The 21,534-nt window shown below is 40.8% G+C and carries 19 protein-coding genes; 14 read left to right on the top strand and 5 right to left on the bottom strand.

From position 1 onward, the window contains the following. The first annotated feature begins 91 nt into the window (after positions 1 to 91). The 3 genes from B9T19_RS10770 (at position 92) to B9T19_RS02905 (ending at position 1,142) form a co-directional block, all read left to right on the top strand. Positions 92 to 220, top strand: a complete 129-nt coding sequence (locus tag B9T19_RS10770) for a hypothetical protein (protein ID WP_255406336.1) — start codon at positions 92 to 94, stop codon at positions 218 to 220. A 191-nt stretch (positions 221 to 411) separates the two neighbouring features. Then, on the top strand, positions 412 to 951 hold the full coding sequence (locus B9T19_RS02900; protein ID WP_094567075.1) for a hypothetical protein: 540 nt from the start codon (positions 412 to 414) through the stop codon (positions 949 to 951). Positions 952 to 953: 2 nt separating this feature from the next. After that, on the top strand, positions 954 to 1,142 hold the full coding sequence (locus B9T19_RS02905) for a hypothetical protein (protein WP_094567076.1): 189 nt from the start codon (positions 954 to 956) through the stop codon (positions 1,140 to 1,142). A 102-nt stretch (positions 1,143 to 1,244) separates the two neighbouring features. Here the strand turns inward: B9T19_RS02905 and B9T19_RS02910 are convergent, their stop codons facing one another. Beyond that, a complete protein-coding gene (locus B9T19_RS02910) occupies positions 1,245 to 2,615 on the bottom strand; it encodes a phosphomannomutase CpsG (protein ID WP_094567077.1) in 1,371 nt (456 codons plus the stop codon). Positions 2,616 to 2,996: 381 nt separating this feature from the next. Here B9T19_RS02910 and B9T19_RS02915 point away from each other — a divergent pair, with 381 nt between their 5' ends. The 3 genes from B9T19_RS02915 (at position 2,997) to B9T19_RS02925 (ending at position 6,028) form a co-directional block, all read left to right on the top strand. Continuing rightward, positions 2,997 to 3,314: a DUF3870 domain-containing protein gene (locus B9T19_RS02915; protein ID WP_094567078.1), complete on the top strand. Its 318-nt coding sequence runs from the start codon at positions 2,997 to 2,999 to the stop codon at positions 3,312 to 3,314. A 549-nt stretch (positions 3,315 to 3,863) separates the two neighbouring features. Beyond that, on the top strand, positions 3,864 to 4,781 hold the full coding sequence (glaH, locus tag B9T19_RS02920; RefSeq protein WP_094567079.1) for a glutarate dioxygenase GlaH: 918 nt from the start codon (positions 3,864 to 3,866) through the stop codon (positions 4,779 to 4,781). Positions 4,782 to 5,299: 518 nt separating this feature from the next. Next, positions 5,300 to 6,028 carry a hypothetical protein gene (locus B9T19_RS02925; RefSeq protein WP_094567080.1) on the top strand — a complete coding sequence of 243 codons (729 nt, stop codon included), beginning with the start codon at positions 5,300 to 5,302 and terminating at the stop codon, positions 6,026 to 6,028. Positions 6,029 to 6,244: 216 nt separating this feature from the next. Here B9T19_RS02925 and B9T19_RS02930 read toward each other — a convergent pair whose 3' ends face one another. Next, positions 6,245 to 7,711 carry a YfcC family protein gene (locus B9T19_RS02930; RefSeq protein WP_233146775.1) on the bottom strand — a complete coding sequence of 489 codons (1,467 nt, stop codon included), beginning with the start codon at positions 7,709 to 7,711 and terminating at the stop codon, positions 6,245 to 6,247. A 9-nt stretch (positions 7,712 to 7,720) separates the two neighbouring features. Beyond that, positions 7,721 to 8,854, bottom strand: coding sequence for a M20 family metallopeptidase (locus B9T19_RS02935; RefSeq protein ID WP_094567371.1), 1,134 nt, complete (start codon positions 8,852 to 8,854; stop codon positions 7,721 to 7,723). A 1,085-nt stretch (positions 8,855 to 9,939) separates the two neighbouring features. Here B9T19_RS02935 and B9T19_RS02940 point away from each other — a divergent pair. Both B9T19_RS02940 and B9T19_RS02945 read left to right on the top strand, forming a co-directional pair. Next, positions 9,940 to 11,280, top strand: coding sequence for a cytochrome c (locus tag B9T19_RS02940; RefSeq protein ID WP_094567081.1), 1,341 nt, complete (start codon positions 9,940 to 9,942; stop codon positions 11,278 to 11,280). 8 nt (positions 11,281 to 11,288) lie between these two features. Next, positions 11,289 to 12,359 carry a c-type cytochrome gene (locus tag B9T19_RS02945; protein WP_233146776.1) on the top strand — a complete coding sequence of 357 codons (1,071 nt, stop codon included), beginning with the start codon at positions 11,289 to 11,291 and terminating at the stop codon, positions 12,357 to 12,359. Between the two features lie 407 nt (positions 12,360 to 12,766). On the opposite strand, the gene B9T19_RS02950 is transcribed toward B9T19_RS02945, so the two are convergent. Both B9T19_RS02950 and B9T19_RS02955 read right to left on the bottom strand, forming a co-directional pair. Beyond that, positions 12,767 to 14,452 carry a Na+/H+ antiporter gene (locus B9T19_RS02950; protein ID WP_094567082.1) on the bottom strand — a complete coding sequence of 562 codons (1,686 nt, stop codon included), beginning with the start codon at positions 14,450 to 14,452 and terminating at the stop codon, positions 12,767 to 12,769. A gap of 57 nt (positions 14,453 to 14,509) precedes the next feature. Next, a complete protein-coding gene (locus tag B9T19_RS02955; RefSeq protein ID WP_094567083.1) occupies positions 14,510 to 14,779 on the bottom strand; it encodes a rhodanese-like domain-containing protein in 270 nt (89 codons plus the stop codon). 337 nt (positions 14,780 to 15,116) lie between these two features. On the opposite strand from B9T19_RS02955, the gene msrB reads away from it, so the two are divergent. From msrB to B9T19_RS02985, 6 genes are all read left to right on the top strand, one after another. Further along, positions 15,117 to 15,602: a peptide-methionine (R)-S-oxide reductase MsrB gene (gene msrB / locus B9T19_RS02960; RefSeq protein WP_094567084.1), complete on the top strand. Its 486-nt coding sequence runs from the start codon at positions 15,117 to 15,119 to the stop codon at positions 15,600 to 15,602. 459 nt (positions 15,603 to 16,061) lie between these two features. Next, positions 16,062 to 16,370, top strand: coding sequence for a helix-turn-helix transcriptional regulator (locus tag B9T19_RS02965; RefSeq protein WP_094567085.1), 309 nt, complete (start codon positions 16,062 to 16,064; stop codon positions 16,368 to 16,370). Between the two features lie 8 nt (positions 16,371 to 16,378). Beyond that, the gene (locus B9T19_RS02970) at positions 16,379 to 16,801 is read left to right on the top strand and encodes a YeeE/YedE family protein (protein WP_094567086.1); all 423 of its coding nucleotides are present in this window, start codon (positions 16,379 to 16,381) and stop codon (positions 16,799 to 16,801) included. A 1-nt stretch (position 16,802) separates the two neighbouring features. Further along, positions 16,803 to 17,210 carry a DUF6691 family protein gene (locus tag B9T19_RS02975; RefSeq protein ID WP_094567087.1) on the top strand — a complete coding sequence of 136 codons (408 nt, stop codon included), beginning with the start codon at positions 16,803 to 16,805 and terminating at the stop codon, positions 17,208 to 17,210. Between the two features lie 942 nt (positions 17,211 to 18,152). Further along, entirely contained in the window at positions 18,153 to 18,707 is a 555-nt protein-coding gene (locus tag B9T19_RS02980) for a fimbrial protein (RefSeq protein WP_094567088.1), read from the top strand. 323 nt (positions 18,708 to 19,030) lie between these two features. Further along, positions 19,031 to 21,532 carry a fimbria/pilus outer membrane usher protein gene (locus B9T19_RS02985; protein WP_094567089.1) on the top strand — a complete coding sequence of 834 codons (2,502 nt, stop codon included), beginning with the start codon at positions 19,031 to 19,033 and terminating at the stop codon, positions 21,530 to 21,532. The last annotated feature ends 2 nt before the right edge of the window (positions 21,533 to 21,534 follow it).

Consider the following 21,534-nt stretch of genomic DNA (forward strand, 5'->3'; position numbering starts at 1 on the left):
TTTCGCTCCCTTCAGTAAAGGATCGAGATAGAGCCTCAAAGGGTTTGGTCATTTGATCAACACTCTCGAGGCTCTATTGGTATTTGGGTGATTGAAAGATAGAGACAATGTTGGTGATCTCACTTTTTTTGGAGGACCTTACGGGATTAACTCATTTAAAAAGATGCAGGATTTAACCACTTTAGTGCATCAAGTAAGAGGAACAGAAGCGATCGACTAGTCTTGATCAGCAATATCTGATCACCATTTATTGGCAATTATTACTACATTATTAGCTTAATATCAGTAAATAGCATTGGTCTTATTAGTCTTCATCTGAGTTTCTTTAACGTTAGGATGTCAATAAAAGTTAATTTAATAGGATTTCATACTTGTCGTTACATTGAAGGAGAAAATTGTAAAGAAGAGGTGATGAAATCTATCCCTTTTTTGTGTGATGAGAGTAGAGAGCAGTGGTTAGGCGTTGGTTATTATTTTTGGACAGATAGTGATTATTATGCGCATGAGTGGGGTAAGCATGGATATAACAATCAATACTGTATCAATAAGTTTTCCATTGAAATTGCAGAGGATCGGCTATTAGATTTAGTAGGTAATACTCGAGATCAAATATTGTTTCAGCAATTTATAGAAGGATTGTTGGCAAAAATAGAAATTATTATTGGTAATTGTCATTCATCTAGTGAGCAAAAATCTTTAAATAAAAAATTACAGAAAGTGAGAGATGGTATTTTATCGACAATATTTTATATTGCCCGAAAATATAGGTTAATTGATTATTGGGTTATAAAAGCTTCTGATAATGCTAGTTATCATTCCTCTAAATATCTCTTTAGAAAGAAGAGGCGAGAACATCTCATTTTGCCGACGAGACAGCAGATGGTAGTCTATGAGGAAGTACGGAGTTGTATACTTCATGAAAAGTGGGTATTCCCAAAAGGAGAAGAGTAGGCATGGGATTTCATTTGGATAGATTAGATCTAAACCTTGATAATATTGAGGAATTTTTAGATGATTTTATTGAAATAGATGAGTTATATAAGTCCCAGTTAGATGTGGCGCTTCAGCTTAAGATACGGGATTTTTTAAATAGAGAAGAGGCTTTTTTTCGTGTTCCCCATAACAAAATCCCTCGACTTTGATCTAAAGTGAGGGATTTTTTATGATCTCTGTGATTAACCTATGCAATTGAGTTATTCAATCTTTTGCAGCAGCTTTTCTAGAGGCTTTGTAGAGGTTATCAATTACTGCTCAATCAATGTCGTTAACTCTGCAACATACTCCGCCATAGGGCGTGGATTTTTGGCGCGATCTGATTCGATATTGAGACGAAGGAGCGGCTCGGTATTGGAGGCGCGTACATTAAAGCGCCACTCGCCAAAATTTAGGCTGATGCCATCGGTGGTATCGATCTCAGGGTTGAGCGCTTCATAATGCGCTAAAATTCGCGCGATGGTCTCTTTTGAATCATTCACCTTAAAGTTAATTTCGCCACTACAAGGGAATTGGGTGATCATCTCTCCGACAAGTGTTGAGAGTGGCTTTTTCATCTCCGAGAGAAGCATGACGACTAAGAGCCACGGGATCATACCGCTATCACAATAGGCGAAATCTTTAAAGTAGTGATGTGCGCTCATCTCGCCCCCATAGATCGCATTCTCTTCCCGCATCGCCTCTTTGATAAAGGCATGCCCCGATTTTGATTGAATCGCTTCACCATTGAGCGATTCTACCACCGCTAAGGTATTCCAGATTAAGCGCGGATCATGAACAATTTTGGCCCCCGGTTTTTGTGTTAAGAAAGCTTGTGCAAGGAGGCCAACGATATAGTATCCCTCAATAAATCCTCCCTTTTCATCAAAGAGAAAGCAACGATCAAAATCGCCATCCCAAGCAATGCCCATATCAGCTTGATGCGCTAATACCGCACTTCGGGTACTTTCACGATTTTCAATTAAGAGTGGGTTAGGAATTCCATTGGGAAATGTGCCATCTGCTTCATGATGAATTTTAATAAATTCGATCGGGATATTGAGATCTTTAAAACGTGCTTCTAAAGCATCAATCACATGTCCTGCAGCGCCATTGCCGGCATTAACCACCAGTTTTAGCGGGCGAATTTTCGCAGGATCGATATAGGTTAAGAGATGCTCGATATATTCCGGCACGATATTGTAAGAGGTGACACGCCCTTTTTTTGCTGGCTCATTAAATTGATCAGCAATGATTCTGTCATGAATCTCTTTTAGGCCACTCTCCATGCCGATGGGGCGTGCATTTTCACGGACGAGCTTCATGCCGTTATAATCGATCGGATTGTGACTTGCTGTCACTTCAATTCCCCCTTCAACATCGAGATGAAAGGCGGCAAAGTAGACCTCTTCAGTACCAGTCATGCCGAGATCATATACATCTACGCCGGCATCGGTCAGACCATCGATCACCGCTTTTTTAAGCGATTCACTAGTAAGGCGAATATCCGCTCCTACCGCCACTTTTTGAGGTTGGTAGATATCGCCATAGGCGCGACCGATCTTGTAGGCAAGGGCTTCATCGAGCTCTTCACCAAGTTTTCCGCGAATGTCGTAAGCCTTAAAGCAGGGAAGTTTTATCATAAATTATCCTTATTTTTATCCTTATATTGATCTTTATTTTCTCTTAATGTGCCATGATTCTTTTTTTCGTTCTAATCTTTCCACTTATTTTCTACTTATTATAATCGTTCACCATTTTTTTGTTGATCACTTTGACTTGTCAAGTGAAAAGGGATGGTAAGCGCCATATTGAGAGTTAGAGAAGGGCGTTAGTGAGGGAGTTAGTGAGTGGAGTTAGAGAATACCTTTTTGAAAGTCGTTAATTGTCATAGTTGGTTGCAATAGTTAGTTGCGATAGTTAGCTGTAGCAGTTGAGTAGTACAGCTCAATACTGTTACGATAAGTAGCAATCGTTATGAGAAATTGAAGAGATGGAGAATCAGAGAAAGATGGGAATAATCAATGAATAGTAAAACACTCTTTTTAGCAGGATATGCGCGTTTACCTCAGGGGATGGCGGCAAAGAATCTCTTTGAATCGATGACAATCACGGTAGAAATTGAGCCCAAATATGGGGTTATTTTAGCTGCCGATTGCACCTTAATTACCGAGCTTGGGCGTAACTTTATTGGTCAGCTATTGCGAGGTTATAGTCTTAATGATGGTGTAGAGACCATTATTGAAGCGATTCACGATGCTTATCGAGGTAAAGCAACAAGCGCTCTGATTGCGGCACTAAAAGATCTTGAGCATCAATATCAGCAGTTAAAGCGGCGTTAAGCCGTTAAGTGAGGCGGTGAAGAGAGGGTAGGAGATAGCTAAGCGGTAGAAAGAGAAAAAAATTTATAAAAAGGGGTAGCATTATTTTTTGTTGCATGCTACATTCAAGGTCAAGGTTCAACAGATAGCAGTGCTCATTAATGAGATACCTTTATCGGATCGATTCATTAATAGAACCACTCCTTTAACTTGAACTTACCCAATATATTTTGCCGTTAATTGTCAACTGCAGAGCCGTTTTGGATCACTTATCCTGCGAAGCCACTTAGAGATTTAGAAGTGAGTGCATCGTCGCATAGCTGACCAACAAGAATGGATAAACCAGTAGACAGGTTGATTGAAGATTTTGTGAAATTTTCAGTCGGTCTGTTTGCTGGTTTTTTTGTGGCTAAAAAACGGTGAAAGCGCACTCTTATTCAGACTTGTACGCCTTTGAAGATGAGTAAGATGAGTGAGATGTGTGTTTGCTAAAAAGATTTTTTCATATAGACAACTAGAAAGTTAGAAAGTTAGAAAACTAGAGAGTTATAGAGATATAGGGAGAAGAGAATGTCTAAGTTTATTCAGAAAAATGATCAGTTCGAAGTGAGTTTTAATCCACAATCGAAGCGTCTACTCAATGTGAACCTCTCTAAGAGTGTTGTTGAGAGCTTTTTAAAGCGAATTCGTGAAGAGGGAATCGGTGTTCAGCGCCTAGAATATACCCCTTATGAGCGTCAGGTGATTGCAAGTTACTTAGATGAAGCGGCGGGGCATGATTTTGGTAATATGTTGCGCGAAATTGTCAATGATCGTGAAACCGGAGGTTTTACCATCGGTCTTGAGGGTGTTACTGAAGATACAGATGAATATGTGATCTTCTCAACTGCAATTGCCCATCTTGTGGGAATCTCTAACTTTGACTCGATGACAGGCAAATATTATGCGCGCTTTACGGTAAAAGATACCGATAATAGTGACTCCTATCTGCGTCAAGCTTATCGTCTCTTTACGCTCCATACCGATGGAACCTTTGTTAATGAACCTACTGATTGGCTCTTAATGATGAAGATGGTTGAAGAGAATGCGGTAGGGGGCGAGAGTCGTCTTCTTCATCTCGATGATTGGAGCGAGCTCGATAAATTCCACAAAAGCTCATTAGGTGAGCATAAGTTCCAATATATTGCACCGCCGAGTAAAAATGTACAGGAAATTGTTTTCCGTAAGCTCTTCTTCTTAAAGAACAATCGTCCTTGTATCTGCTTTATCGATCAGTTTGCTTATCCTGAGACGATAGAAGAGGCAAAATTCCTCAAAGCACTTTCACAATCACTTGAAGCAGATAAGAGTGTGATTGAGCTTGAATTACCGGTAGGTAATCTTGTTGTACTCAATAATGAATTTTGGATGCATGGGCGCGCAGCATTTGAAAAGAATCCTAACCTCAATCGTGAACTACTTCGTCAGAGAGGGCGTTTCTACGAGTAGATGAAAAGTCGCTGGCAAGTAGATAAATAGTAGAGGATCAAGGGAGAAATGCCGCTTAGTCGGTGAGCGGTAATGGGGGGGGTAGCCGAGTTATTAGTGAAAGAGAAAAGAAAGAAGTTTTATTGAGGCCCCATCTGTTTTCAGTGAGTTTTTTCAGTTAGTTTTTAACTTAATGGGATCACAATAAATGGCTCCTGTCGTAATAACTCGCTATCAAAAGAAGAGGCTCTAAAGTCATGTTGTATGGCTTTAGAGCCTTTTTTATTACTATTATTTGTATTTGCTATCTGTGTCTGTGTTTTATATTTTTATTCTACATTTTTGCATTACATTTTTATATTAATCTTTAGAAATTTGATTTATATCTACTAAGAACTGTAGATAATCGCTTTTTTAATTGATTCTTTTATAGGATATTATAGATATCTATTTGATGGGGATAAGCGCATACTTATTGAATAATATATTGACCTTTAAGCATGAGGTACAAGTAGAAACCGATAAGGAACCATAAGTATATGAAAAAAATAATGATTGTAGGAGGGTTAACAATATTATTGACGGCATGTAATCCTAAGGATGAGGAATATTACTTTAAAAATTTAGATATCGCGGCAGATAAAGCGAGTAGTTGTGATCAAGCGCTCATTAAAGCAGCGACCATTAATGATGAGAAGACGCTCTTAAAATTAAAGGAGGATCAAGAGTGCCAAGCGGCTTTTAACGCTTTGAGAAAGCAGAGTCAACTTGAAAGAGATCGGGAACGGGCAGAGGAAGAGCGACAAAGAGCCATTGAGCAAGCAGCACGAGAGCAGGAAATTTCTGATCTTAAAAAGAGTATTTCCCAATCACTTTCAGGAAAAAATTGGCAAGAGGTGATTGCAGAATACTTTAAGGAAGATGAGTGTCAGAAGTTCTTTTTAGATCGAGATAATTATCATTGTGTTGCCTGGAAATCGCTCTATGAGCATGCTTTGATTGAAGGGAAAGAGCAACTATCTCAAGAGAGTTTTGCCGACCTTAATCGTAAAGAGTCGATCTATTGTGGTTTAGATAAGCGACGTGGATCAGCTTGTGATGTATGGATTCAGGCGATAGAGGAGCGAACTTATCAAGATCTGAGTGGACTCAATATTATTGAGTTAGATGCTCTAAAAGAACGCTATTGTAGCTTTAAGGCAGACCCTCGAATCTGTGATGTGTGGAAGAAGCGTTGGAGTGAGCAGGAGTCGATCGTGATCGATTAATTGATGACAAGTAGATGATAGATGGCAAATAATGGAAGTAGTGAAGATGATCAGATTCTTTGTAGGATATTATTATCAATATTTTATTTTAATTGATTGCGGTAAAAAAAGGTCCCAATAGAATTTTAGCAATTGATATTGCGCAATTTTATGGGGACCTATCATTATTTAATTATTTAATAATACAGTGACTATATCACTATTATTATAATTAATTTAAATCGGTCCATAATTGATTGCAGTAGCGACCCAGATCGCTGCCATACCGATAATGACCCAGATTAAGAGGATTGGGAAGACAAACTTCACCCAGCGAGTCCAAGGAACTTTCCCCACCGCGAGAACCGCCATCAATACGCCGGAAGTAGGCGTAATAATATTGGTAAAGCCATCTCCTAACTTAAGGATTAAGACGCCGGTTTGACGCGTGAGATCCAAAACATCAAGAATCGGCACCATAATGGGCATAACGATTGAAGCTTGCCCTGTACCTGATGTGACAAGGAAGTTAAAGAGGAGATTGAAGAAGTAGAGCATCTGCGCGCCCCAGTAGTGGGAGGTCTGCTGTAGTGGGACTAATGTCGCTTGAACAATCGAATCGAGGACATTTCCCTGATCTAAGATCACAATCACTGCACGAGCAAGGCCGACAACGAGCGCTCCATAAACAAGGGATTGTGCCCCTTTAATAAAGGTCTTCACATAGGTATTGGGGTTGATTCTAAAGATCGCGGCAACAACGATACTCATCATGATAAAGATCGCAGAAAGGTGATCGACTCCCCACTTATATTGGAATGCACCGTAGAGAAATAGCCCGATAAACGCCACAAAGATAAAGAGGCTCAACTTCTGTTTCCAGGTGAAAGGCTCTTTAAGTGCCTCCTCTTCATTTTTCGCTTCTGCCTCAAGATCTTCATAATCGGGATTATCTTCTGTTAATGAGGCCATATAGCTCTTCTCAGGTGTCTTTGCAATACGATTGGCATACCAGACAATATAGAGAATCGTGACACTAATTAAGATCACAAAGAGTACAATACGGAAGATAATGCCGGAGAAGAGTGGGACTTCTGCTAATGTCTGCGCCGTTCCCAAAATTGTAGGATCGAGAATTCCTACCGCATTACCAGCATAGTAACCTAAGTAGACAACGGCAACACCGGTAATAGCATCAAGTTTCATCGAGCGAGAGAGGGCAATACCGATCGGGATAAAGGCGATCACAGCATTTGCCGCTAATCCTAATGAGGAGAGTAGGCCAAAGATGAGTCCTACAGCGACAATCAAAATACGGTAATTGCCTTTTGTCTTAATAATCAGCGCATTGATACCGGAATCGATCGCACGCGTCTTATCATAGATCGCAATCGCACCCCCAATCATAAAGATTAAGAAGATAATACTTGCCGACTGCTTTAAACCTACCGGGATAGCGTAGAAAATATCCATGAGTGAAGCGGGTTTTGAGGCGACTTCATGGAAACTGCCGGGAACCACGCGATTGATACCGCCGACAACTTCCCGCTCATAACTCCCTGCCGGAATCAGATAGGTAGCGATTGCCGCGAGAACCACAATCCCAAAGATGATGATAAAGGCATCTGGCATCGCCCATTGAAATTTCTTCTTCATCTTCTGCTCCCCATTTTTAAGGGATTCTCTGTTTACAGATTGAGTCATAGAATCTCCTTATGATCCAAGTTTCGCTAAGATATGGGCAAATAGAGCGGTTCTCTCTGTGAGTGTCGGGAGTTCGAGATACTCTTTATCACTATGCTGATGTCCACCGACAGGGCCTAAACCATCAACCGTCGGAACACCCACACCTGCGGTGAAAGAGGCATCGGAACCACCTCCGGTCGAGATATCTTCAATCTCTAAACCAAGCATTTTGGCTTCTGAGAGAATCAGATCCACAAGCTGAGCACTCTGTTCGGTTTTAGCCATCGGCGGGCGATTGATGCCACCGGTAAGCGTGAGTTTAATACCCTCTAGCATCGGTTGCTGACATAGCTCTTTGACTGCATGATCGATCTCAATTCCTTGCTCTTCAGTGGAGATACGAACATCGATCTCTGCATAGGCATTTGGTGCAACAGTATTAACAGAAGTTCCGCCAGAGATAATTCCCACATTCACAGAGAGACCTTCTTGATGGCGTGAAAGCGCGTGGAGTGCTTGAATCTTATAAGAGAGTTCCTGAATGGCGCTAATTCCTGCTTCTGGTGCGATACCTGAGTGGGAGGCTTTCCCTTCAATCTTTAATTGATAAGTTCCGACACCGCGGCGTGCACTGACGATTGCACCATTGGCTCTAGCAGGTTCCATCACAAGGGCAGCTTTCTTCCCTTTTGCGGAAGATTCGATCAAAGCTCTTGAGCTGTGGGAGCCGATCTCCTCATCACAGTTTAGAAGAATCTCTACATCTTTATAGGCCTCATTATCGTTCTCATAAAGTGCTTTAATTGCATAGTAGACGAGAACATGGCTCGCTTTCATATCGATAACGCCAGGGCCGTAAGCGCGATCTCCTTCAATGGAGAAGGGGCGTTCAGCAACCGTCCCTTGAGGAAAGACCGTATCGAGATGGGCTAAAATAAGGATATTCGGCTCTTTCGCTTCCTTATGACGGAGGCGATAGTTATTGCCAAATATTTCATTGGTAAAGATCTCAATCTCAAAATCTAACTCACGATAATGCTCAATAATTTTAGCGGCGACGGCATCAACCCCCGCTTTATCGTATGATCCGCTATCGATATTGACTAAAGTTTTTAAGAAATCAATCATCGCGCTCTCTTGCGCATTGATCCACTCATTGATCATTTTTATCTCTCCTCTTTAATAGATCACGATAGAATCCTGTTGTTCGCTAGAGTGCCCTATGATTTCTCATAACGGACTCTAGAGCGCCCCATAGGGTTCTATCTCTTTTATAAAGCATTATTATTGCTATATCGTTATTATTGGTATCTGTATCTGTATCTGTATCGATCGGGATATCTCTTTTATTCTTATTTTGATCTCCCCTCGAATCGAAAGATCTATGCTATGTGAGCATCTATCGAAAGGCAATCATTTTCAAGGGTGATAAAAAAATTTTATAGGTAAACCTTCTGAAGTTTCTAAAGTTAGAAGAATCTTCATTGATTGCTGTAATTTTTTTTGAAAAGTATCAAGTTATGGTTAATTTTTTGGCAGTGAAATTTCTATCCATAAAATTTTATAGATGCCATTTTTCATACATTCCACTCTCATAGCACCATCGTCATTCATCATGACCATGTTTTACCACGATCTCTTCGTTACGATCTCTTCGAGATCCTGATTCTGACAATTCCCCGTTTTATCTCAACTTCACCTCAACTTCACCTCAACTTTATCTCAATCCTATTCCCATTCTCTTTCCTGATCTTTATTTGATGAATGTCATATCTGTTGCAAATTGTTATTTTTTTAAAAAGTGCCTAATTGAGTAGAAATGCAGGTTTTTCTAGAGAAAGAGAGTGCTTTAACCCCTTGGTAATATTGAGAAAGTCAAAAAGAGATTTTTTTGAATCAGATAAAGCGATATAAGTCAATCGCTCTAATGGATAGCTTTCTCTCCAATTGAGTGCGCAGTAGACTGAGAAGCTAATAAGTCAGCGAGTTTCGGGCAATTGAAGCTTACGATAAAGCGTAGTATTTAGCAGTTCTATCTAGTAGTTCTATCTCAGATCGTTCCATCTCAAATAGCTCCATCAAATAGCTTTATCAGATCGCTTCATCAAATCGCTCTAGAAAACGAATAAGAGAGATAGCAAGTAGAAAAAAGAGTAGAGCACGCAATCGGAAGTATCGTTGATTAAAGGGATTGAGTATTTAAATAAAAGTGCATTAAACGCATTAAAAGTAGAAGGGGTGCAAGTATGAAGAAGCTGATAAGTAGTCTAGTGATCATCGGCGTAGTGGGGTTTTTAGGCGCCTACGCTGGGTCCACATTTTTAACCCATTCCCGAAAGGTGGAGATGCCGGCAGATAGCGCTAAGATCGCTTATGATGAGGCATTGATTAATCGGGGAGAGTATGTGGCAAGGCTCTCTGACTGTGCGGCATGTCATACGGTTCCGGGTGAGCCTGAGTATGCTGGCGGATTGGCAATGCAGACCCCTTTTGGTGCGATCTACTCCACCAATATTACCCCTGATCTTGAGACCGGTATCGGTGGCTATAGCTTAGAAGAGTTTACTAATGCGGTAAAACATGGTGTTCGTCAAGATAATGCACCACTCTATCCGGCGATGCCCTATACCTCATATGCGATAATGCCAGATGAGGATATGGAGGCGATGTACGCTTACTTTATGATGGGCGTTGAGCCAGTAATGAAGCCCAATGCGCCGACGACATTCCCTTGGTTTATGAGTATGCGCTGGCCGGTAGCTTATTGGCAGCTCTTCTTCTCACCATCACGTGAGTTTCAGCCTGATCCGGCATTGAATGAGCTTGAGAATCATGGTGCATATCTTGTTGAAGGGCCAGGGCATTGTGGTGCGTGTCATACCCCGCGTGGTATCGCTTATCAAGAGGTGACGCTCTCTAATGATTCCGATCTTTTCCTCTCGGGTGCTGTGATCGATGGTTGGCGCGCAAAGAGTCTTCGTGGAGAAGCACAAGGGCTGAAGATGTGGAGTCAGGAAGATTTAGTGGAGTTCTTAAAGACAGGGCGAACTGACAGAATTATCGCTTTTGGCGCGATGGCTGATGTGATTGAACATAGTTCTCAATATTGGAGTGATCAAGATCTTGCGGCAACAGCAGCTTACTTAAAGAGTTTATCGCCGGCACCGAATAAGATTTTAACGCTTCCTGAAAAAGAGGATACAACGACAGATCTGCTTCTATCGGGTCAATATAGTGATCCTGGTGCGATCCTCTATGTTGAACATTGCTATACCTGCCATAGAGCAGATGGTGATGGTGTCCCTCGAATCTTCCCGGCATTAAACTTAAATAGCGCAGTGATTGCTAATAATGCTCAATCTGTGATTCAGGTGACGCTAGAAGGGGGCAAGATGGCGGCCACTCCGGCAGATCGGATGGCATTTACGATGCCAGCCTTTAATCACTTAAGCGATGAAGAGGTCGCCATTATCGTCAACTTCATTCGCAATAGCTGGAATAATAGCGCACCGAAAGTAGAAGCGAAAGATGTTGCAGAGATTAGAGAATTCTTACGGCATAAAGCCCCTAACATTACCCAAAACTAAAGGAGAAGATGATGAAAATGGATCTATTAAAGAAATCCTCAGCAACACCGATGATCGCTCCTTTAGAGGGTCAGCGGGAAAATGGAGCGGTGGAGCAATCGTTATTGTCAAATAAGAATCGTGAGATGGAAGCAAGGGAAGGTATGCCGATGAAGAGTCAGAAAGAGAGCGATCGTCAAGGTTGGAAAAAGTCGATTTTAGCCCTTATTTTAGGGGGATCAATTGCCGGGATCGGTGCAGTCGCGATTGCCGCGAATTTAACAGAAGCAGATCCGGAACGTTTTCCAATGACCGATCAAAATGGAGAAGATTTAGGTTGGTATACGGTTCCTTCCGATCTTGAGATCTTAAAAGAGCCTAATGCCAAAGAGATTCTCTACGGAAAAGTATTACTCAATGAGACAAAGCGACTGCTTCCCGATAATGTGGGAGCAACTATGAATTGTAATAGTTGCCATATCGCCGAGGGGAAAGCGCAATATGGCGCACCTTACTTAACAACAGCGCATCAATATCCTAAAGTGATGCCACGTGCCGGCAAAATGGTCTCTTTAGAGGGGCGAATTAATGGGTGTTTTCAACGTTCGATGAATGGAAAACCGCTCGATCCTGAATCAAAAGAGATGAAAGCGATGATCGCTTATATGTCCTGGTTAAGTGCAAGTCAACCTGCCGATGCGAAAGTGGCGGTTGTTAACTCAGGGCCTGTCGATGAGAGTTTAGTGCCCGATCCTGTTCGTGGGCAGGCGATCTATGAAGCGCAATGTGCAAGTTGTCATGGGGATCAGGGCGAAGGCTTAAAAGATAAGCGTGGTAATGTGATCTTCCCACCACTTTGGGGACCAGAATCTTTCAATATTGGGGCAGGGATGGCGAGAACCTATAAGGCGGCACAATTTGTTAAATATAATATGCCGATGGCCGTCAATTTTGAAGGTGCATGGGGACAGGGTGGCGTCTTAACAGATCAAGAGGCTGTAGATGTTTCTGAGTACTTTACCCATCTTCCACGTCCTGATTTTGAAGGAAAAGTGAATGATTGGCCCAATGGTAAAAAGCCGAAAGATGCGCGTTATTAGGAGTAGGAGATGCATCTCTCTGAATTTGTCTTAGGTCAATATTGATTCGCTTAATTGATTATTTAAGCCGAATGATGAGTTTAATTCCTTGAAATAGTGGTACTCATCTCCATATTGCATAGGCATCCCTTAAAGAGGCCCCGACAATGACTTTGTCCCAAGGGGCCTTTTTCTTGCCTATTTTTTATGGATTCTAGAGTGGATTCTATGATCTCTCATGATTTTCTATGCACTTTTATAGAGCTTAGGATAGGGCTTAGGGCAGAATAAAAAAAGAGCGAGATGATTTTAATTTCATCTCGCTCTTTCTGTTATGACGCTCTTTTGTTATGACCTGTTAACGCTTTTGTGACGCTTTTATCAATGCTTTTATCAATAATTAGAAGCGATCAGCAGGTCATAAGAGATTAGTTAGGGTGAATCGGAGAACGACCTAAAATAAGGGTCTCTGCTAAGTCAATCTCATAGAGTAGCTTAGCATAGAGCTCTGGAGTGAGCCGCTTTTTCGAGTTGAGTTCATAGAGTTTGCGTCGCTCTGCACGGACGGCGGCAAGACGAATATGAACCTCAATGGCATCACTCTCCTCCGTTTTTTGAATCATATGATTGACCTGCTCAATTTCACTAATCACGTGATTACTGATCTGACGAATAAAGAGTTGTCGTTCATCCTCCTCTTCAGAAGGTTTCTCGGCATTGAGTGATTCAGCGGTCTTTTCAACGGCTTCAATCGCCGCTGTTGCAATCTCAGAGCGAACTTCATGCTCCTCTTTAATATTCTCTATCGCGATCGGTTCCGCTTCCTGTTTCTTTCTTAAGAGGAAGGGAAGCACAATGGCGGCTGTCACAAGGGACATAATAATAATCCCCGCCGCTAAGAAGATCACCTGATAGCGTGCCGGGAAGGGGATATCAGGATTCGTTGAGATAAAGAGCGGAATAGAGAGGGCTGCCGCGAGCGTGACCGTTCCACGAACACCAGAAAAGGTTAAAATGAGAAGCTCTTTAAAACTCATTTTGGCAAAGACCATCGGCTTTTTGAAAGGCGTGATCGGGCTGGTATAGCGCAATAGTAGCAACCAGAGAAAGCGTAAGAGCATCAATGCAAAGTAGATGAGGACGATATCCCCGATCAATGTCGTAAAAGTTGTAGAAGGATCGACTAAGGCATCAAGATAGGTCTCTTGGAAGATACTTGGTATCTGTAATCCTAACATTAGGAAGACGGCACCATTGAGGAGGTACTCCAATAATCCCCAGATACTATTAGCACGCAGACGCATCTGGACCGGCGTGGTCTGGAAGAATTTAGAGAAGCTGACGGTCATCCCCGCGGTGACGGCTGATAAAATCCCTGAAAGATCGAGCAGCTCGGCAATGGCATAGGCACCAAAAGGGAGGAGCATTAACATAATCATCTGCGATCCGACCTCATCCCCTTGTAATTTTCCGATATAGAAAATGAGCTTAATATAGACCCATGAGAAGGCGATCCCGACAATAACACCCCCAACAGCCATCTTGAGGAAAGTTAAGCTTAATAGCGCATAATCTTCTGTTGTTGTCAGTGCGGCAACGCCAAGTGCAACCGCAATTGCAAACTTTAATGAGACCAGTGCCGAAGCATCATTCATCAATGCCTCCCCTTCAAGGACTTGCATCAATTTATGGGAGAGACGTCCTTTACCAACAATGCTTGAGAGCGCGACCGCATCGGTTGGGGAGAGAACTGCCGCAAGCGCAAATGCAACCGGAAGAGACATCTCCGGCATAAAGTAGTAGATCAAGTATCCTAAACCACCGACGGTGACAAAGACCAGGACAAGGGCAAGGCTTGCAATCTCCCGCCCCGAATTCAGAAAGTCTTTGAGCGGCATTTTCCGGCCATCTTCAAAGAGGAGCGGCGGAATAAAGAGGAGCATAAAGAGCTCAGGATCAAAGGTGACATGAAAGCCATCATGAGGCCATGAGACAATCGCCCCCATTAAGATCTGAATAAAGGGGAGTGGGAACTTAAAAGGGATCAACTTATGAACTGTGCTCGCAAGCGCAATAAGTAGAATGATGACAAAGATGGTAATAAATATACTCATACGATTTAACGCTCTCCTATTTTAGAAGGGAAATCTTGATGGATAAAGGGCATTCTTTTATTGTGACTCATCTCGTAATTGAGGATATTGTTGCCAAAGATCTGTGAAGCTTCCTAAGTTTACCGCTTGATGGTAGCCATGATGGAGTAATGCTTGGGTTGCAAATTCAGAACGAATGCCGGCTGCGCAATAGAGACCGATAGGCGCATCTTTAGAGTCGATATAGTTTTCAATCTCCTCTAATATATTTTGATACTCAATAAGAATCGCCCCTTTTAGGTGTCCGGCACTGAACTCTTCAGGAGTTCTTACATCGATGATTAGCATGGTGATAGGTTCACTTTATTCAATGAAAAGAAGCGATTATTCTACCATTGTGTGTAAGATGCATAAATAGAGAAATAGTTAAGCGACAAATAATTTATCATTGAAGGGGTTTACTTTTTTGTGGTTAAGGCGTAATTTTAATCCTTAAGTCATTCAAAGTATATCTACTTTGTATGTTATCGAAGTTACTATTTTATGATAGAGAACGATAAAGCGTTCATAATTTTAGCAATGGGGCTCACATTTTTTTATTAAAAAGTGTTAAATTAGAAAAACAGCGGAGAGAGTGCGATTTTATCTCTCTCTAAAGATACCGAAAAGAGTAGAGGGGAATGCCATGGATGGGATAAAAAAAGAGACGAAAATCGATCATCAATTATCGAAAGAGGAGAAAGCCTCTTTAAAGAGTCGGTTAACTTCTATGCAATATTTTGTCACTCAAGAGAATGGCACTGAGCCCCCCTTTCAAAATGAGTATGATCAACATTTTGAGGAGGGGATCTATGTCGATATCGTCTCTGGCGAACCGCTATTTGCATCTTGTGATAAATTTGATGCAGGTTGTGGGTGGCCGGCATTCTCTCGTCCTATTGAGGCAGAAGAGATTACAGAGCATGATGATCTCTCATATGGCTATCATCGAACAGAGGTACGGAGCCGTAACGCAGATTCCCATTTAGGGCATCTTTTTAATGATGGTCCAAAAGAGCTTGGGGGAATGCGTTATTGCATCAACTCTGCAGCCCTTCGTTTTATTCCAAAAGCGGAGATGGAAAAAGAGGGATATGGGCGTTATCTTTCACTGTTAGATAAAAAGTCATAAACCATAAGCCACAAATCTGAAATCTGAAATCGGAGATTAGAGATTAGAGATTGGAGATCGAGGTATAAAAAAGAGATAGTGAGAAACAGATTAATAAGAACGTTTAATAAGAGCGGCTAAAAAGAATTAGAGAGAAAGAATAGATAGAAAGAATTAGATAATAAGAAGATTGAGTGAGAAAGATAACCATTACTGCCTAGATCAACTGAGGTTATGCCGTTATCTATATCGCTCCATTGAAGTTTGACTATAGTCACAGAAGTAAGGACAAAAGGGGAGTATAGGAGTGCTGTACCTAAAAAGAGAGGGGAATAGTGCTCTTTTATGTTGTCTAAAAGTAGAGATATAATTTTTAAATATATTGTTAGTAGGTATAATGATTATTGTAATCGATTTGGGATGCAGATATCGGTGCAATGATTCGATTTTGTTAACGTTAGTAAGTTTTTAGGGGGAAAGATGAATATTCAAGAGATGCGTGAAGGCGCAACGGAAGCGACTGCTTTTTTAAAAAAATTTGGGAATGAAGACCGATTACTGCTGCTATGTCACTTAAGTAAGGGGGAGTTTTCTGTCTCTGCTCTCGAAGAGCTGACCGGCATTCAACAACCAACACTTTCACAGCAACTGGGCGTCTTGCGAGAAGATAATTTGGTCAATACCCGACGTGATGGGAAGTGGATCTACTACTCTGTTGATGATCCAAAAGTGATTACACTCTTACATTGTATTTATGGTCTATTCTGTTCTAAAGAATTTAAGGAGTAATCAACATTATGTCATTCTTTTCACTTCCGGCACTCCTCGGGGGATTGCTCATTGGGTGTGCCGCTGTTCTCTTCCTTATTGGGTTAGGGCGGATTATGGGGGTGAGTGGTATTGTAAGTAATCTCTTAACACGTCAAGGTATTACTGCCTGGCGTCTTCTCTTTGTGATTGGCTTACTCATCTCTCCCGGAGTCTATTATCTTATTACCGGTTCATTACCTTCTGTTTCTGTAACTTCATCACTCCCTCTCTTAATCGCGGCAGGTCTTCTTGTCGGGGTTGGCTCTGCGATGGGATCAGGTTGTACAAGCGGGCATAGTATCTGTGGGATCTCCCGATTTGCACCAGGATCACTGATTATTACAGTGCTCTTTATGGTTGCCGGCGGTGTGACAGTCTTTGTCTTAAAACATTTGATGATGGGAGGCTAATATGAAATTAATGATCGCATTTGCCTCAGGACTTCTTTTTGGTTTGGGACTTCTCTACTCAGGTATGGCAGACCCGGCAGTTGTTCAAGGATTTTTAGATCCATTTGGTGACTGGAATCCCTCTCTTTTATGGGTGATGGTGGGCGCACTCTTCATCTCCTTTATCGGTGTATTTATTGCACGTAGACGAGATAAGACCTTAACGGGCGATCCGCTCAACTTTCCTAAAAATAGTAAGATCAATAAAGACCTTATATTAGGTGGCCTTATTTTTGGTGTTGGCTGGGGGTTAGTAGGAATTTGCCCAGCGCCGGCATTAGTGCTTTTAGGGCGTGGAATGTGGGAAGGAATTGTCTTTGTGATTGCTATGTTAGTGGGAATGCGTTTAGTTACCTTCTTTAAAAAGTAGTTATCAGCCATATCGAGCGTTGATTCAATCCTTTTGCTTGATCTGCACTGTGCATCATAAGCAATCGCAGTTGAGAGAACATTGAGAATTGATGGCTCAGCTAAAAATTTAAACCTAGCGGAAATCCGCTAGGTTTTTTTATGTGCGAGATCATGTTAAGAAAACCTTATTATAAGGTATATCTTAGATATATAAGTATTAAGTATTGAGTATTAAATTTCATTATATGACTTATTATGATTTTATTTTTATTTCTGCAATCCAAATATTTTATATTGAGTTATTAGCTCTTTATTTAAAGAGAGATGTTACCAGTTTTTGTTTTTGTATAAATTATTGATTCATTGTCATAATTAATTGATTTTTTCTGTATATTCCGTATTGTTATTTTTTTGATCTAGGTCGAGATAGAGATTCTATTTTTCCTGTATGGCGTTATTTTTTGATGAGAAGGCTGGAGGGGATAGGAGAGAGCCATGTAAATGCGACCTTAATAGCTTTACAATAAAAAACAAAAACAGCCTCAGTGAATGCTAATTTCGTACAAAAATATACATCAATTTACATTAAATAATGATTATTTATGTCAGTTATTCTTGAATATTTGAATAAATATTGATCATTTATTGAGGTTTAAAAGAATATTTTTCTTATTTTCCCACTTTTGGATGATTTTTCCTCCCTCGCTTATTTAGAGACTTCATCAGGGGTTATCTTCTATTTACTCTCTCGATTATGTTTGAAATTATTAATTTTCATGATTTATTAAAGAGGCAAAACACTTTACTTTAAAATATTTTCTGTGTTAGGTTTCTCCCTGCCTTCAGTCACACTTGTAGATTGAGGGTACTGATGGGAGGATTCCTATAGGATTTCACCTCCCTCTTTTTAATATTGAACAAGTTGTTAAATAGAAATTGAATTAAAAAGGTTGTGAAAACTATGAAAAAATTATCATTAGCGTTAGTGGCGGCATTATCTTTATCGACAGCAGCATTTGCACAAACTGCAGGTACTGCAGGCTCTGATGGCCAAATTAAGTTCACTGGAACAGTGACAGAAAAAGGTTGTGAAATTGTTGCGGGTAACTCTGCAAACATTAACCTTGGATCTATGCCTATAGCATCTCTTAAAAATGCCTTCAGTGGTTGGACTCCAGGAGAAATTAAATTTATAAATTGTAATTTAGAAGCTAAGGAAGGTGAAGAGCTTCAGTCAGTCTCTATTACTATAAACCCAGGGGCAAAAGCCTCTTTTGGTGACAATCTTTGGGCTAATAGTGGTAAAGCAACAGGTGTTGGTATCGAAGTAGAAATTGGTGGTAAAGATGGTATTGTACCAATCCCTCCTGCTGGTGTTACAACTCCGATAATTGCTAATATCGATAAAGTAAATGGTACTGCCACATATCAGGTGCGTGGTCGTATGGCAGGTGATGGTACAGTAACTGCTGGCTCTGTTGAGACAACTATTTCATTTGTTGCAAGCTATAAATAAGTCGCTCTAGCAAAAACCTAGAAATTAAGGACAACTACTTTAGTGGTTTATTAGTACTTTAATTTCTATGCAATAAAGGATAGGTATCCCTCTAAACTTATTGAGGGATACCTACTTTTGAATCAATTGAGCGGTGGTGACGATGCACTTTGTAAGTTAACTATTTTGTTTAAAGTGTATTTAAAACTTAAATCAAAAAGTGCTGTTAATGAATTTATAAATAGATTCAAGATAATTATTTTGATGGGAAAGTTTCTCCTATCGACCATCTCTTTATCATCATCCTAATCCTAGATAATCATCCTAGAAAGAGTTACTGAGTAATGAAACCTTTAATGAAAGCTGCTGTGAAAAGAGGGGGAGCCCTAATTCTTATCGGTGCTCTACTATCACCTATCAGTTATGCATTTGAATTTGACAATAAGATCTTAGAATCTTTAGGGTTTGAGAATGTTGATCTTTCTGCCTTTGCGGGGAGTAATGATCAATTTACTGGTAAATATCTTGCCGATATTGTAATCAATGAGCAAAATATTTTCTATAACTATCCTGTCTATCTCTATAGTGAGGAAGGGCAGAGTTATATCTGTTATACCGATGAGCTGTTAACATCTCTTCCTATTAGCAAAGAGCTCCGTTTAGGTGCTAAAAAAACGTTAGTCAATAGTACTGATGCGGGTGAGTGCTATGGATTAGAGCAGTATGATTCTGCAATTGCGGCAGAGTTTGATGATAGAGAACAAAAGATTAAGATTCGTATGCCTCATGCTTATTTGGTGGACTTCGATCCCTATTGGGTTCCACCAAATCAGCGTGATTATGGTATTAGTGGTTTGTTTTTAGATTACAATTTACTCAAAACCTATAATCGCTATAAGGGAAGTGAAGGTGGACACTATAGTAGTAATCACTTCTCAAGTTATGGTGTAATCGGTTTTAATCTCGGGAGATTTCGTTTTAGAACCAATTATCAATATAGCCCTAATAATGTGAAGAAGTTTGAGCGAACACAAACCTATGGATTTACCGATATAGGTGCTCTTAATGCACATCTTTATGCCGGAGAGCTCTACTCTCGCTCAAATCTCTTTAGTTCTGTGCGTTTTAAGGGGGTTTCTCTCTATACTGAAGAGAGCATGATGCCTAACTATTTACAAGGTTATGCACCTCAAGTGACCGGGACAGCAACCTCAAATGCCGTTGTAACGGTAAGACAATATGGCAATATCATTAAGCAGGTGCAAGTTCCCCCAGGGCCTTTTGCGATTGCCAATCTCCCCTCCTATTTGAGTGGAACTGTTGATGTTACGGTAGAAGAGAGTGATGGCTCGATCAATGAGTTTCAGGTCGAGATAGCACATGTACCTTACTTAACGCGAAAAGGGGCATTACGCTACAATCTTAACGCCGGTAAATTAGCGCCACAAAATAATTCGCATAAGATTGATGTGAAATTTGCATCAGCGGATGGATCCTACGGTTTGACCGATATGATCTCTCTGATTGGTGGGTTAACCTATACCACAAATAATGAGTACGTTGCTTACAATGCAGGCTTAGGACTTAATCTTGGAATCGTGGGGGCGCTCTCCTTTGATATCACTAAATCAGAGAATAAAGCGAATCCAGGTCGCCGTTTAACGGGGCAGAGCTATCGCTTTAATTATGCAAAACGTTTTGGTGAGAATACCTCACTCAATATTGTCGGTTATCGCTTCTCAAGTCGAGATTATACAACCTTGAGTAACTATGTGGATATGAAAACGGGAAGAGATAGCCGGATCTATTTAGAAAAAAATCGTTTCTCTCTAAGTGTGTCACAATATGTCCCGCAGTGGAATATTAGTGTAGCTGCAACCGCTTCAAAATCAACCTATTGGAATCAGGAGAGTAATTCTTACTACAATCTTTCGCTCTATAAGACGATTGAAAGTGGCTGGTTCCGAAGCTCATCGGTTTCCCTTAACTTTACCCATAATAAGAGTAATTATGGGGCGAAGGATGATCTAGTTGGATTTTATGTCTCTATTCCTTTGGAAGATAGAAAATCTCGCCTCTCATATAATGCTCGTTATGAGAGAAATCGTAAAAATGTCTCACAACAAGCAGTATTTTATAGTGAAGGACTGGGAGGCAACTATTCTCTAGGTGCCGCAATGAACCACAAACATGATCTGAGTGGTTCAGTCGATTATGCTTTAAGTGCTTCTTATAACACAACATTAAGTTTTGGTAACTTTAATGGCTCTGTAAGTTATGCCTCAGATCAGCAAAATGTTACTGCTGGATTCAGTGGTTCTTTAACATTAACAGAGCATGGCTTAGCAACCCATCCTTATGTATTTGAAGAGGGGTCACGTTTGATTATCGATGCCGGTGTTCCTGGGGTAGGAATGCAGGGGGATAGTAGTAAATCCAATATTTTTGGTTTAGCAGGTATTAGTAATATTCCAAACTACTATCGCTCTACCTATCTCATCGATAATGATAATCTGCCCAATAATGTTGAGATTCAAGATGGGGTGATGGAAGTTGCGCCGACTAAAGGGGCGATTGCATATCGATCGGCAAATGCGATTAGTGGGGAAAAAGCATTAGTAACGATTACACTTCCTGATGGATCTCACCCACCATTTGGGGCCATCGTCTATCGAGAAAATGGGAAAGGCTCTGAGGTAGGAATGGTTGCCGATCAAGGACGGACTTATCTCACCGGCCTTAATAAAAAAGCGGAGTTTGTTGTGAAGTGGGGAAGAGATCAATCCTGTACACTACCGATTCGATCAACAGATTCTAACGATTTAACAAATATTATTTGTCACTAGGA

It is taken from the genome of Ignatzschineria sp. F8392, assembly GCF_002252045.1.
Lineage (GTDB): Bacteria > Pseudomonadota > Gammaproteobacteria > Cardiobacteriales > Wohlfahrtiimonadaceae > Ignatzschineria.